Here is a 12,961-nt window from a genome sequence, read left to right as displayed (position 1 = left end):
ATGGCAAAAGAAAAAGGACCGGTAGCAGACTTTGTGCAGACGAGAAAGCGTATCAATGATTATTTCGGCTGCGAGGGGGATTTCTTCATTCATCCGCTGCTCGATTTTGAATGGGCAGTCAGAGAGGATGAGGATTTTACCTTCCTTTGCTATTGGACAACTGAGGGGAAAAAGATAGATGCCGTTGTAGTAAAAAAAAGCGGTACACCTATGATTTACAAAACGAAGGACTACACCATGGTAGTCGCCATCGACTGCGTGAAGATCGGCTTTATCTTCCGCAACGGAAAAAATCAGACACAGCAGTGAAAACGGGATGCGGATTTTTTGGCAGGTCTGAACGGCTGTCTATCCGCATAAACTGATTTATTGAAAGGATCATTGCTAAGGGAAAATCTTTGGCAAAGCAAAGGGGAGAAAGAGATGCAAATGGAAGGATTGCCGGAAAACAATACTGTTCTGATTGCCGGTAAGATCGTAAAAGGCTGTGTCTTTAGTCATGAGGTATATGGCGAAGGTTTCTATACATTTCAGATTTCTTCTGAACGCCTCAGTGATAAGGAGGATATCCTGCCTGTCACCGTTTCCGAACGGCTGATAGATATGAATTTATTGCAGGTAGGGATAAAAGTTGATATTGTTGGACAGTTAAGGAGCTACAATAACTACAACAGTAAAAAAAATCGTCTGGTGCTGACCATCTTCGCGAGGGAGATTTCCCTGCCGGAGGAGGAAGAGGGAAAGAATATCAATCAGGTCTATCTGAATGGTTTTATCTGTAAGCCCCCGATTTATCGTAAAACGCCTTTTGGAAGAGAAATATCCGATATTCTGGTAGCGGTCAACCGCGCCTATAATAAATCGGATTATATTCCCTGCATTGCATGGGGCAGAAACGCCAGATATATCGCAAATCTGGAGGTGGGTGCCAATATCCATATCTGGGGTAGGATGCAAAGCAGAATCTATCAGAAACGCATTGGCGAGGAGGTAGAGGAAAGAGTCGCTTATGAGGTTTCTGTTGCAAAAATCGAGTTGCCGCACAAGGCGGAGCGCGAAGCGGAAGAAAAGGGCGCGGACGAGATGGTCTGAAGCAAGAAAAACAGGAGTGAAGATAACGTGAGACAAGGTCAGATTTCAATTTATTATGGTATGGGGAAGGGGAAAACAGCCGTAGCCGTTGGGCGTGGCATGCGCGCCATCGGCGAGGAACAGCGTGTTGTTATGATTCAATTCTTGGATTATCATAACAGCAAGGAAATTGCACTGCTGAAGAAGCTGGAGCCTGATTTCCGTATTTTCCGCTTCGAGAAGGATCGTGCGGCAGAGGATGTGCAGGGGGCTGAAAATGATGAAGCACTGCACAAGGAAATATTCAACGAAATCCGCAATGCGTTTAATTTCGCAAAGAAAATCGTGGATACGGGTGAATGTGAAATGCTTCTGCTGGATGGAATTCTGGAATGTGTGGAAAAAGGATATCTACAGGAATCTGATTTGCATGAGATTATTGGAAAGCGCCCCGATTTTATGGATATCATTCTGACGGGGACGATTCTTCCGACAGGCATTGCAGAGGAAGCAGAAAATATCTATCAGCTTGTAGCGGAAAAGGAAAAAGAATAAAAAAGAAAATCCTCTGAGATTCCATCTCAGAGGATTTTTTGTGCTTATTGCAGAACTTCCTTCATAGTGTATAGACCGGCAGGCTTGCCTGCCAGGAATTTTGCCGCCTTCACTGCGCCAACGGCGAAAACCTCGCGAGAGGTTGCACGATGGGTCAGCTCAATGACTTCATCTCTGCCTGCAAAAATGACATCATGCTCGCCGACGATATTGCCGCCGCGCACTGCATGAATCCCGATTTCGGTTTTTTCTCTTTTTTCATGCACCTGAGAACGATCATATACATAATGATACCGTTCCTCCATTGCCTGATTGATGGCATCTGCCAGAGCCATTGCGGTGCCACTGGGGGCATCAATCTTCTGATTGTGGTGTTTTTCCACGATTTCAATATCGAAGCCGCTTTCTGCCAGAATGACTGCCGCACGCTGTACCAAATCCAGTAACAGATTTACGCCAACAGACATATTCGCGGATTTCAGAATCGCAACCTCCTTGCTTGTTTCCTGCATCAGCGCGGTGGTTTCCTCGGATAATGCTGTGGTGCAGAGCACAACAGGGATTTTTTTTGCCTTGGAAAATGCCAGAAGGGCAGGAACTGCCTTTGCTGTGGAGAAGTCGATGATGACATCCCCTGCAACATCGCAGGCTTCGCAGCTGGGGAATACAGGGAAATCCAACGCAGGGGTGGTGGGGTCGATGCCTGCCACAACCTGACAATCCGGTTCGTTTTTCACTAATTCGGCTACAACGTGACCCATTTTGCCACCGCAGCCATGAATGATTACATTTACCATAATTTTTATTGCTCCTTTCTTTGGGACGCTGTCCCAAACCCTGCAAGGGGAATTTATCAAGCATCTTCCATTCAGGAAGACGGCTGTGCCGCCGCCTTGTTCTTGGCGGTGCTCATACCCCTTGACTCCCCTTCGCAACACCATGTATATGGTGTTGCAGTATCGGGTTCCAAGGGGATGATCCCCTTGGTGGGAGTTTGAGGGCAAAGCCCTCAAAAAACATCCCCTCAAGAAAAGTAAGTCCTTAAATCAGACCGTAGTTCTTCAGTGCGGTTCTCAATGTTTCCAGATTCTTGGGCTCCATCTCGCACAGAGGTGCTACACAAGGCCCAACCGCATAGCCCATTTCATTCAGCGCAGTCTTTACGGGGATGGGGTTTACTTCGCAGAACAGTGCGGAAATCAATTCAATCGCATCCAGCTGCAGCTTTGTAGCCGCCTTTGTATCCCCATTCAGATAATGCATAACCATGTCGTGTGTCTGCTTGGGTGCTACGTTGGACAGAACGGAGATAACGCCCTTGCCGCCCAGAGACAAAACAGGCAGAATCTGGTCATCATTGCCGCTGTAAATATCGAAATCGGGGCCAACCAGAGCCGCAATTTCAGCCACCTGAGACAGATTGCCGCTTGCTTCCTTCACTGCAACGATGTTCTTTACCTTTGCCAGCTCCGCAACTGTCTTGGGTGCAATGTTGCAACCGGTTCTGCCGGGTACATTGTAAAGAATGATGGGAATATTGATGCTGTTTGCAACTGCTGTGTAGTGCAGAATCAGCCCCTTCTGTGTTGCCTTGTTGTAGTAGGGGGTTACCAGCAGAACGGCATCAGCGCCTGCCTTTTCGCAGCCCTGTGCCAGTGCGATACAGTGTGCGGTATCATTGCTGCCTGCACCTGCGATAACGGGAACACGACCTGCTGCAGCCTCTTTTGCGAAGCGGATACATTCAATCTGTACCTCATCTGACATGGTAGATGCTTCCCCTGTTGTGCCACAGATGATCAGCGCATCTGTATCATTTGCAATCTGAAATTCAATCAGTTCCTTCATTTTATCAAAGTTTACGCTGCCGTCAGCATGCATGGGTGTTACGAGGGCTACGCCTGCGCCTGTGAAAATAGACATATGTATGACCTCCTTCGAATATTGAACTCTCTTATATAGTATGAATGACTTATTCGTTCATTGCTTTTATGATTTCTTCCGCAATCTGTACTGCATTTGTTGCCGCACCCTTACGGATGTTGTCAGCGACTACCCAAAGATTTACACCGTTTTCTACGCTTTCGTCGCGACGGATACGTCCGATGAATACCTCGTCCTTGCCTGCTGCGGTAACAGCCATAGGGTATTCGTTGTGTGCGCTGTCATTCTGCACAACAACACCGGGTGCATTTTTCAGAACCTCAATCAGCTCATCCAGATCGAAGGGCTTTTCAAATTCCACGTTGATGGATTCGCTGTGAGAATCGAAAACAGGTACACGAACCGTTGTTGCCGTCACGCGCATAGCATCGTTATGCAGAATCTTTCTGGTTTCGTTTACCATCTTCATTTCTTCCTTTGTATAGCCGTTATCCAGGAAGGAATCAATGTGGGGCAGGCAGTTGCTTGCAATGGGGTGAGGAAATTTCTTGGGAGCCTCGCCCTTCATGCCGTTTTCCAAATCCTTCCAGCCTGCAACACCTGCGCCGGATACTGCCTGATAGGTGGAATAAACCACACGTTTGATTTTATATTTATCATCCAGAGGCTTCAGCGCAACCATTGCCTGAATGGTGGAGCAGTTGGGGTTGGCAATGATGTTTTTGTGCCAGCTGATATCCTCAGGGTTTACCTCGGGAACAATCAGGGGAACCGCGGGATCCATTCTCCACTGGGAGCTGTTGTCGATGACGATGCAGCCATGAGCGGCTGCGATGGGTGCGAATTTTTCGCTTGTGCCGCCGCCTGCGGAGAACAGTGCGATATCAATGGGCTTATCAAAGGAATGCTCATTCAGCTCTTCCACAACATAGTCCTTGCCATTGAATTTCAACGTGGAGCCTGCGGAACGGGCAGATGCCATAACATAGAAGTTTTCGATGGGCAGCTGTCTTTCCTCCAGAACCTTCAGGAAAGTTCTGCCTACCATGCCTGTTGCGCCGACTACGGCGAGATTGATTTTCTTCATTTTAAAATCCTTCTTTCTTTTGCGTTAATGTTTTCGATGATAAAAGGTCGATGGGCTGTGCTTTGGAATAGTTTTTCTTGCTATAAACAAAAACAGCCGACGCACGCGCCGACCTCCAAGGAAACTGTGGTATCCTTGAATGCCGCAGTTTGATTGTTCTTTGTAGCGCTCCATTGGGTTTTCCAATGACAGTCGTACAGATATTAGCTGCACAACCAGAAGGGGAAAGATAAGGCTTATCCCTTCTTCGGCGTTTTCCCCTTTCTGCGGGCTTCCTCTATCCCTTATGACATTTGCCCGGATACTCTTGAAAAACGCACCTCTACTTTAGAAAAATATGTATTTGTCTCATAGTCTAACACCAGATAGGTATTCTGTCAAATAAATTTACGAAAAAATATTGTATTTTTTAAAGAGTCATTCGTCTGCGCACAAAATACATGTTTTGGCGGAAAATGTGCATACTGAGTGGAAGGAAAAGGACAGAAAGGGTGATTTGATTGCGAAAAAAGAAGGAACTGACCGAGGCGGAAAAGCGTGATTTGGCGATGAAATACGAGGTTGCCGAGGAGCTGGGGCTTCTGGAGAAGGTGGAGCGGTACGGCTGGAGGGGGCTGACATCGAGAGAAAGCGGACGCATCGGCGGCATTATGGGGACAAGAAAAACGGCGGAGCGAAAGCGGACAGAAGCGGACAAAGTGGACAGAGTGGACACCTAAAAGGACAGGGAGTGGACAGGGGTATGGACAGCAGAAAGACATTTCCTGTCTATAAGGATTCCTGCTTGCATTTAAAAACGGATAGAGCTATAATATAAAATTGTGAACGAATATCTCTCTGTAGAAGGGCATGGAGGAGGGCTTTATGAGCGCATACGAAACCTTTGCATCGGTATATGATCTTTTTATGGAACAAGTGGAATATGACGAATGGCTCGACCACATCCATGCGGTTTGGAAAAAATACGGCATCGCGCCGAAAACGATTCTGGATTTAGGCTGTGGGACAGGCAGTATTCTGCTTCCTCTGGCGCAGGAGGGCTTCGATGTGATTGGCGTTGACCTTTCCCCCGAAATGCTAACAGAGGCAGACCACAAGGCGATGGAGGCGGGTGTTTCGGTGCGGCTTGCCTGTCAGGATATGACGGAGCTGGATCTGGGCGAGCAGGCAGATTGTATTCTGAGCCTTTGCGACTGCATGAATTATTTGATTGAAGACGGGCAGTTGGAGAGTGCCTTCCAAAGCATTGCCGCTCACATGAAAAAGGAGAGCCTCTTTTTATTTGATATGAATACGGAATATAAATTTCGAGAGGTACTGGGGCAGAGGGCGTTTGGCTCGGCAGAGGAAGCAGCGGCGTATATCTGGGAGAATGATTACGACGAGGAAGAAAAAATCAATGAATATTATGTAAGCTTTTTTATTGAGCAGGAAAACGGATTATATGAGCGTGTGGAGGAATACCACTACGAAAGAGCCTATACAACAGAGGAAGTGGCACAGGCCTTGCAGGCGGCAGGGATGGAGCTGCTGGAGGTTACGGATGGCTATAGCTTTGCAAAGCCGCATGAGAAAAGTGAGCGCTTGCTGTTTGCGGCTCGATTGAAATAAAGAACAACCGGAGGAAAAAACATGAGTGATTATATTGTAAGAGCGACGGCGGGTAACGGCAGTATTCGTGCTTTTGCCGCAACAACGAGGGATTTGGTGCAGCATGCAAGAGAGATTCATCATACCTCTCCCGTTGCATCTGCGGCACTGGGCAGAATGTTGACGGCGGCAGCGATGATGGGCAGTATGCTGAAGGGCGAAAAGGATATTGTAACCCTGCAGATTCGCGGCGAGGGCCCCTTGCAGGGGCTTGTGGTAACGAGCGACAGCCATGCGAGAGTGAAGGGCTATGTATTCAACCCCAATGTGGAAATTCCGGATTTATATCCCGGCAAGCTGAATGTCGGCGGCGCAATCGGCAACGGCTACATGAGCGTAATCAAGGATATCGGCATGAGAGAGCCTTATGCCGGACGGATTGAACTGGTGACAGGGGAAATCGCAGATGACCTGACCTATTATTTCGCACAGTCTGAGCAGACCCCCTCCGCGGTTGGTCTGGGGGTGCTGGTGGAAACGGATACCTCTATCCGCAGAGCCGGCGGCTTTATCATTCAGCTGCTTCCCGATGCAACGGATGAAATGATTGAGAAGCTGGAAAAGAAGCTGGCAACGCTTCCTTATGTTTCGGATTTACTGGATATGGGGAAAACACCGGAGGATATTTTGCAGATGATTCTGGGAGATATGGAGCTGAAAATCATGGATACCGTTCCGACGGAATTTTACTGCAACTGCACACGAGAGCGTGTGGAAAAGGCACTCATCAGCATTGGCAGAGAGGAACTGGAAAAAATCATCAGAGAGGACAAGAAGGCAAACCTGCACTGTCATTTCTGCGGCAAGGAATACGATTTTACGGAAGAAGAACTGAAAAAGCTTCTGGAAGATGCGAAATGAGAGAGTAAGCAAGAACGAAAGAGCCAAAGGGGGCGTTCCTTTTGAAAAGGGATTTTGCGGTGGCTGTGAAGGCTGTCATTATAAAAGAGAATAAAGCACTGGTGCTTTGCCGTTCCAAGCATGAAATGGAGTGCAGCTATATGAACAGCCATCAGAAATGGGATCTGCCGGGAGGCGGACTGCATTTCTTTGAGAAGGCAGAGGAGGGACTGCGCAGAGAAATCCGCGAGGAAACGGATTTACATGTTTCCATCGGACCGCCGTTGTCCTTATTTGATGCCATCAAGCACCACATCCACCTTTGTATTTTTACATACGCCTGCACATGGACGGGGGGCGAGGTAAGGCTCAGCCCTGAGCATGAGGCCTTCTTCTGGATGACAGAGGAGGAAATGGAAGAAAGCGAATTGCCCCACTGGATGAAGCGCGACATTCGTGCGGCATTTGCATCTCTGCGGAAAAAGCAGGAGGGATAAACCTTTCGGAGTACGGAATCTATTCAATTTATTGAATGGATTCTGTACTCTTTTTTAATTTGTTGAATTTGCATAAAGGAATGACTAAGGAGAGGAGAAAAACGCGTAAAAACAGGAAACAGCTGTTTCAAATGAATAATATTTCACTTAAAAAAGTTTTGTTCAGTGAAAAAAATATTTTCCTAATGGGAAACTGACAAAAATTAGCTGCAAAAAACTGTTTGTTTTATACAAAACATCAAGGGGAGGAGAGGGAAAAACAATCTGCAAAAATTGGAATACAAATAAATTGCATGCGAAAGACCGTTCGCAAACCTTGAAAAATAAAGAGATTTGCTTTTTCGACGAAAGGACTATGATGTATTTTTAACAAACATATCCGAGAAAGAAAAAGGTTTGAGAATTGGACAGAAAATGTAAGAGGATTGACAGATTCATAAAAATCCCGTATTATTTACGGTAAGGATGTGTTTCATATTTCATATATCCTTGGAATTTTCTTGAAAATTCATGAAAATTTCAACCATACCTTCGGAAACCGAAGGGGAAGGAACGAGTGGGACAGGGACGAATCTCTATTTAAATTAGAAAATAATACTGTTATATCTTTAACAAGAAAATTTTAACGGGAGTTTTAAAGTACCTGTGCAATTTGTTCAATAAAAAAATACAGCAAGTGAGGTGAGTATTGTGGCTTATGAGATCCTGAAAAGCATTGTAGAGGCGGAAGCGCGTGCTGTGGAAATCAAAAAGCAGGCTGTTGCACAGGCTGAAGAAAGGAAGGCCGATGCACTGAAGCAGCAGGAAATCCTGCTGGAGGAGGCAAAACTGCAAGGGGCAAAGGAAATGCACCAAGCCGTAGAAAACGCTGTAGCGGAGAGCCAGGAGGCAATCCAAAAGATTTTAAAGGAAGCGGAGGAGGCTTGTTCTCAGATTAGAGAGCAGGCAGCGCAAAGGAAGGAAGAAGCCGTTCTGGCGGTAATCGGAAAGGTTGTGGGAGAATATGGCAGTTGTTGAGATGCGAAAGCTTACTGTCATTGGTTTGAACAGCAGCCGGACACCCTTCATCCATGAGCTGATGCACCTTGGGGTTGTGGAAATCGACTCGAACGAGGGTGCAATTAACGATGAGGAATGGATGCCCGACATTTTCCGAACCAGTAACAGTGCCGATGTTTCGCGTCTGGAGGCGGATATCAGCCGTGTAAGCACTGCATTGGAGGCCATTGGGAAGTATGACACTGCAAAGAAGCCGCTGTTCCCCTCAAGAATAAAGCTGGACAGAGGCGATTTTGCGAAGCTGATGGATTCCATTAAAACGGAAACGGAGCTGAATGTGGATAAGGCTGTCGAGACCTATAAGGATATTGCCGACAGGCGGACAGAAATCAACCGGCTGCGTGGACTGATTGCAGGGCTGAAGCCTTGGGAAACGCTGGATATTCCGCTGGAAATGAATGAAACGGAGCATGCTCTGGTGCAGCTTGGCGCAGCACCCGTAAAGACCGATACGGTGCAGATGACGGCAGATGTGCAGGCGGCAGCACCTTCTGTGATTGTACAGGAGGTCAGCAAGGATAAGCAGCAGAAGTATTATGCGTTCATTTGTTTGAAGGAAGAAAAGGAGCAGCTGCTTGAGGCACTGCGTCCATACAACTTCTCGGCAGTCACGCTGGCAGACCAGAAGGGGACTGCAACAGAAGCGATGCATCGCTATGAAAAAGAAATTGAAAAAAATGAAAAAAATATTGCGGAAGACGAAGAAATACTGAAAAAGCTGGCGGCTTACAGAGAGCATATCGAATTTCTGTATGACAGCCTGATGATGCGCAGAGACAGAGCAAGGGTTGTCGGGGATATGGTCAGCACGGAAATGGTATTCTATTTCGATGGCTGGATGCCGGCAAAGGCACAGCCTGAGGTAGAAGCACTGTTAAAGGAATATGAATTCTACTATAATATTGAAGAGCCTGACCCCGATGATGAGAGTGTGCCTGTTCTGCTGCAGAACAATTCCATCGTGACTCCCTTTGAGGCGGTTACGGGGATGTACAGCCTGCCGGGACGGCATGATATCGACCCTACGGCAATTCTGGCACCCTTCTATTTCCTGTTCTTCGGGCTGATGCTCAGTGATGCTGCCTACGGGCTCATCCTGACAACTCTATGTGCAATCATTCTAAAGAAATACAAGCCGGAGGGCACGACCCACCGCATGATTAAGATGTTTATGTTCTGTGGTTTGTCTACCTTTATGTGGGGCGCATTATTCGGCGGCTGGTTCGGGAACTTCTTTACCGTGGCGGCAAAGACCTTTTTCGGGAAGGAGTTTGTTATCAAGCCCTTGTGGTTTGACCCTCTGAGCGAGCCTATGAAGCTTTTGGTGGTGTCTCTGATTCTGGGGGCCATTCACCTGTTTGTCGGCATGGGGGTTCAGGCCTACATGGATATTAAGGACGGTCGTCCGTTGGATGCACTGTTTGATATCGGCTTATGGTATCTGCTGCTGATTGGCATTGTTCTGTTTGCATTCGGCGGAAAGCTGGGCGCAGGAGCGGTCGGCATCGGCAAGATTATGGCAATCATCGGTGCGGTTGGTATTCTGCTGACAGGCGGCAGAAAGAAAAAAGGCATTTTCGGCAAGCTGACAGGCGGACTTGGCAGCCTTTACGGCATCACAAGCTATCTGTCTGATGTGCTTTCCTATTCCAGATTGCTGGCGTTGGGGCTTGCAACAGGCGTTGTTGCACAGGTATTCAACACACTGGGCTCTCTGGCAGGCGGCGGCATCGCGGGTTCTGTCCTGCTGATTGTGGTATTCGCCTTTGGTACGGTATTCAATATTGCAATTAACGCGCTGGGTGCTTTCGTTCATTCGTGCAGATTGCAGTATGTTGAATTTTTCGGTAAATTCTATACGGGCGGCGGAAGACCTTTCGCTCCATTTGAAAGAAAAACAAAATATATCAAGATTCTCAAGGAGGGTAATGACAATGTTAAATAATTTATTAAGCGGTGAATTTTTGGCATTAGGCGGCGCGGCTCTGGCATCTTTGTTTGCCGGCATCGGCAGCGCCAAGGGTGTTGGTATTGCCGGTGAAGCGGCTGCGGGGGTTGTTTCCGAAGACCCTAATAAATTCGGTCAGGTTCTGCTGCTGCAGGCTCTGCCCGGTACACAGGGTATCTACGGTCTGCTGATTGCCTTTATCGTAATGGTTAAGGTTGGTCTGCTGGGCGGCGACGGTATGATGGAACTGACAGTGGTGCAGGGTGCTGAAATTTTTGCAGCATGTCTGCCTATTGCATTCGTAGGTCTGATTTCCGGTATTTCTCAGGGTAAGGCAGCCGCAGCAGGCGTTATGCTGGTAGGGAAAAGACCCAGCGAGCTGGCAAAGGGTATGCTGTTTGCAGCGATGGTAGAAACATACGCCGTTTTGGCTCTGTTGGTTTCCTTCCTGATGCTCAACAGCATCCAGCTGTAATCAATAAAACGGAAAAGGAGGAGTAACTCCTATGAATGATGGTAAGATTATCATTGATAAAATCATTGCGGAGGCAGAAGAGGTAGCAAAGGCATCCCTTGCCAAGGGGCAGAAGGAGGCAGATGCTGTTCTGAAGGCCGCACAGGAAAAGGTGAATAAGGAGCTGGACGTATTCGACAGAAACGCACAGGCAGAGGCGGAAAAGGCTGCCGCAAAGGAGATTTCCGGCGCACAGATGCAGGCGAAAAAGGCCATTCTGGAAACGAAGCAGGAAATTCTTGCGGAAACGATTGCGGAGGCAGAAAAAAGACTGCTTTCTCTGGACGATGCGGCATATGCGAAGGTCATCGGCGGTATGCTGAAAAAGCTTGACCGTTCTCTGGGGACGGAAATTCTGGTTTCCAAGAAGGATGCGGCAAGACTGGCGGACGTTGTAAAGGAAAACGAATTTACCCTTTCCGCGCAGACGGCGGACATCAGCGGCGGTTTTATCGTGAAAAACGGAGATATTGAATATAACTATTCTTTTGAATCAATTATTACAGTAGAAAAAGAAGAAATCCAGCAAATCGCAGCAAAAATTTTGTTTTAAGGAGGGGTAGAAAATGGCAAAAGAACGAATTTACCCTTTCGCCGTAGCCAGCGTGCGCTCCATGGAAAATAAGCTGCTGACAAAGCAAAAGCTGCTGCAGATGGCAGAGGCTAAGGATGCAGAGGAAGCACTGCGCTTCTTGCAGGATAGTGATTACGGGAAAACGCAGATTGGGGATGTCCATGAATTTGAAACCATGATTCAGGCGAATCTGGAGGAAGCATATCAGGCAATGGGTAAGCTGATTCCCAATGAGGTTTTCATGGATATTTTCCGATTCAAAAACGATTATCACAATGTGAAGGTGCTCATCAAGGAGGAAATTTCCAAGGTAAACGGCAGGAAATTCCTGATTCAGGGCGGTTCGATTCCCGTAGAGGATTTGCGGAAATTCTTCCGTGAAAGAAACTATATGGAAATGCCCTGCATTGATGCGAAGGCTGTGGAAGAAGCCATTGAGCTTTATGCAAAGACAAAGAACGGACGATACATCGACACGACTTTGGATCGGGCATGCTTTCGCGTGATGAGTGATGCGGCAGAAAAGCTTGGCATTCCTTATGTTGCAACCTATGTGCGAAAGCTGGCAGATATCACTAATCTGAAAACGCTGTACCGCATTTATACACTGAAGCGGACGGAGCAGGAGCTGACAGAAGGCTTGGTGCCCGGCGGCGAAATCAGCACGGAAGCATTGCTGCATGCCTTTAAGAGCGACAACGTAGCGGCGGCGCTGAAGGAAACGAGCTATGGCAGACTCTGCGACAGCATGGAGCTTGGCTTTACTGCCTTTGAAAAGGCCTGCGATGATTACCTGACGGAATATGTGAAGGAGGCAAAATATAAAACCTTGACCCCCGAACCCGTTGCGGCTTATATCCTTGCAAAAGAGACAGAGGCAAAATGCGTGCGGATTATTATGACCTGCAAGCTGCATAATATTGATGCAGATACAATTAAAGAAAGGGTGAGAGAAGCGTATGTCTAAGGTTGGTATCATTGGCGACAAAGACACCGTTATGGGCTTCCTTGCTCTTGGGATTGATATTTTCCCTGCCTATTCCGCGGAGGAAATTAAAAAAACAATCCATAAGCTGGCAGAAAAGGAATATGCGATTATTTACATCACAGAGGGAGCCAGCCTGAAGGCGAAGGAAAGCCTTGCAAAATATAAGGATATGGAATTGCCCGCTATTATTGTGATCCCCGGTATCGGCGGCAGCATGGGGCTGGGCATGAATGAGGTGCGTGAATCGGCAAAGCGTGCCATCGGCGCAGATATATTGTTTAGCGAATAATGAAT

16 protein-coding genes and 1 riboswitch are annotated in these 12,961 nt (G+C 47.4%); of the genes, 13 read left to right on the top strand and 3 right to left on the bottom strand.

Translation table 11 applies throughout. From position 1 onward, the window contains the following. From EJE48_RS00505 to EJE48_RS00495, 3 genes are all read left to right on the top strand, one after another. Entirely contained in the window at nucleotides 1-309 is a 309-nt protein-coding gene (locus EJE48_RS00505) for a hypothetical protein (RefSeq protein WP_118581980.1), read from the top strand. A 114-nt stretch (nucleotides 310-423) separates the two neighbouring features. Next, on the top strand, nucleotides 424-1,092 hold the full coding sequence (locus EJE48_RS00500; protein WP_118581977.1) for a single-stranded DNA-binding protein: 669 nt from the start codon (nucleotides 424-426) through the stop codon (nucleotides 1,090-1,092). Between the two features lie 27 nt (nucleotides 1,093-1,119). Beyond that, entirely contained in the window at nucleotides 1,120-1,626 is a 507-nt protein-coding gene (locus EJE48_RS00495; RefSeq protein ID WP_118581974.1) for a cob(I)yrinic acid a,c-diamide adenosyltransferase, read from the top strand. Between the two features lie 44 nt (nucleotides 1,627-1,670). On the opposite strand, the gene dapB is transcribed toward EJE48_RS00495, so the two are convergent. From dapB to EJE48_RS00480, 3 genes are all read right to left on the bottom strand, one after another. Continuing rightward, on the bottom strand, nucleotides 1,671-2,423 hold the full coding sequence (gene dapB / locus EJE48_RS00490; RefSeq protein WP_118581971.1) for a 4-hydroxy-tetrahydrodipicolinate reductase: 753 nt from the start codon (nucleotides 2,421-2,423) through the stop codon (nucleotides 1,671-1,673). Nucleotides 2,424-2,667: 244 nt separating this feature from the next. Beyond that, nucleotides 2,668-3,549 carry a 4-hydroxy-tetrahydrodipicolinate synthase gene (dapA, locus tag EJE48_RS00485; RefSeq protein ID WP_118581968.1) on the bottom strand — a complete coding sequence of 294 codons (882 nt, stop codon included), beginning with the start codon at nucleotides 3,547-3,549 and terminating at the stop codon, nucleotides 2,668-2,670. 49 nt (nucleotides 3,550-3,598) lie between these two features. After that, nucleotides 3,599-4,597 (bottom strand): aspartate-semialdehyde dehydrogenase, encoded by a 999-nt coding sequence (locus EJE48_RS00480; protein ID WP_118581965.1) that lies wholly within the window; start codon nucleotides 4,595-4,597, stop codon nucleotides 3,599-3,601. Between the two features lie 155 nt (nucleotides 4,598-4,752). Continuing rightward, a riboswitch (Lysine riboswitch) is annotated at nucleotides 4,753-4,930 on the bottom strand. A 167-nt stretch (nucleotides 4,931-5,097) separates the two neighbouring features. On the opposite strand from EJE48_RS00480, the gene EJE48_RS00475 reads away from it, so the two are divergent. The 10 genes from EJE48_RS00475 (at nucleotide 5,098) to EJE48_RS00430 (ending at nucleotide 12,956) form a co-directional block, all read left to right on the top strand. After that, nucleotides 5,098-5,316, top strand: a complete 219-nt coding sequence (locus EJE48_RS00475; protein ID WP_118581962.1) for a small, acid-soluble spore protein, alpha/beta type — start codon at nucleotides 5,098-5,100, stop codon at nucleotides 5,314-5,316. Between the two features lie 145 nt (nucleotides 5,317-5,461). Continuing rightward, the gene (locus EJE48_RS00470) at nucleotides 5,462-6,208 is read left to right on the top strand and encodes a class I SAM-dependent DNA methyltransferase (RefSeq protein WP_118581959.1); all 747 of its coding nucleotides are present in this window, start codon (nucleotides 5,462-5,464) and stop codon (nucleotides 6,206-6,208) included. Between the two features lie 21 nt (nucleotides 6,209-6,229). After that, nucleotides 6,230-7,108, top strand: coding sequence for an Hsp33 family molecular chaperone HslO (gene hslO, locus EJE48_RS00465; protein WP_016407661.1), 879 nt, complete (start codon nucleotides 6,230-6,232; stop codon nucleotides 7,106-7,108). Nucleotides 7,109-7,149: 41 nt separating this feature from the next. Beyond that, nucleotides 7,150-7,584 (top strand): NUDIX domain-containing protein, encoded by a 435-nt coding sequence (locus tag EJE48_RS00460; protein WP_118581956.1) that lies wholly within the window; start codon nucleotides 7,150-7,152, stop codon nucleotides 7,582-7,584. Between the two features lie 690 nt (nucleotides 7,585-8,274). Continuing rightward, the gene (locus EJE48_RS00455) at nucleotides 8,275-8,601 is read left to right on the top strand and encodes a hypothetical protein (RefSeq protein ID WP_016407663.1); all 327 of its coding nucleotides are present in this window, start codon (nucleotides 8,275-8,277) and stop codon (nucleotides 8,599-8,601) included. Continuing rightward, a complete protein-coding gene (locus EJE48_RS00450; protein WP_124984196.1) occupies nucleotides 8,588-10,588 on the top strand; it encodes a V-type ATP synthase subunit I in 2,001 nt (666 codons plus the stop codon). The genes EJE48_RS00455 and EJE48_RS00450 overlap by 14 nt, the downstream gene beginning before the upstream one ends. Continuing rightward, on the top strand, nucleotides 10,572-11,066 hold the full coding sequence (locus EJE48_RS00445) for a V-type ATP synthase subunit K (protein WP_118581951.1): 495 nt from the start codon (nucleotides 10,572-10,574) through the stop codon (nucleotides 11,064-11,066). The genes EJE48_RS00450 and EJE48_RS00445 overlap by 17 nt, the downstream gene beginning before the upstream one ends. Nucleotides 11,067-11,097: 31 nt before the next feature. Next, complete coding sequence (locus tag EJE48_RS00440) at nucleotides 11,098-11,658, top strand: V-type ATP synthase subunit E (protein ID WP_124984195.1); 561 nt, start codon at nucleotides 11,098-11,100, stop codon at nucleotides 11,656-11,658. 13 nt (nucleotides 11,659-11,671) lie between these two features. Next, nucleotides 11,672-12,646: a V-type ATP synthase subunit C gene (locus tag EJE48_RS00435; RefSeq protein WP_124984194.1), complete on the top strand. Its 975-nt coding sequence runs from the start codon at nucleotides 11,672-11,674 to the stop codon at nucleotides 12,644-12,646. Further along, the gene (locus EJE48_RS00430) at nucleotides 12,639-12,956 is read left to right on the top strand and encodes a V-type ATP synthase subunit F (protein WP_124984193.1); all 318 of its coding nucleotides are present in this window, start codon (nucleotides 12,639-12,641) and stop codon (nucleotides 12,954-12,956) included. The genes EJE48_RS00435 and EJE48_RS00430 overlap by 8 nt, the downstream gene beginning before the upstream one ends. Nucleotides 12,957-12,961 lie beyond the last annotated feature (5 nt).

This window comes from Anaerotignum faecicola, from assembly GCF_003865035.1.
Classification (GTDB): Bacteria; Bacillota; Clostridia; order Lachnospirales; family Anaerotignaceae; genus Anaerotignum_A; species Anaerotignum_A faecicola.
Note: the sequence above shows the minus strand (reverse complement) of the source record. Positions and strands in the feature narration are given on the sequence as shown.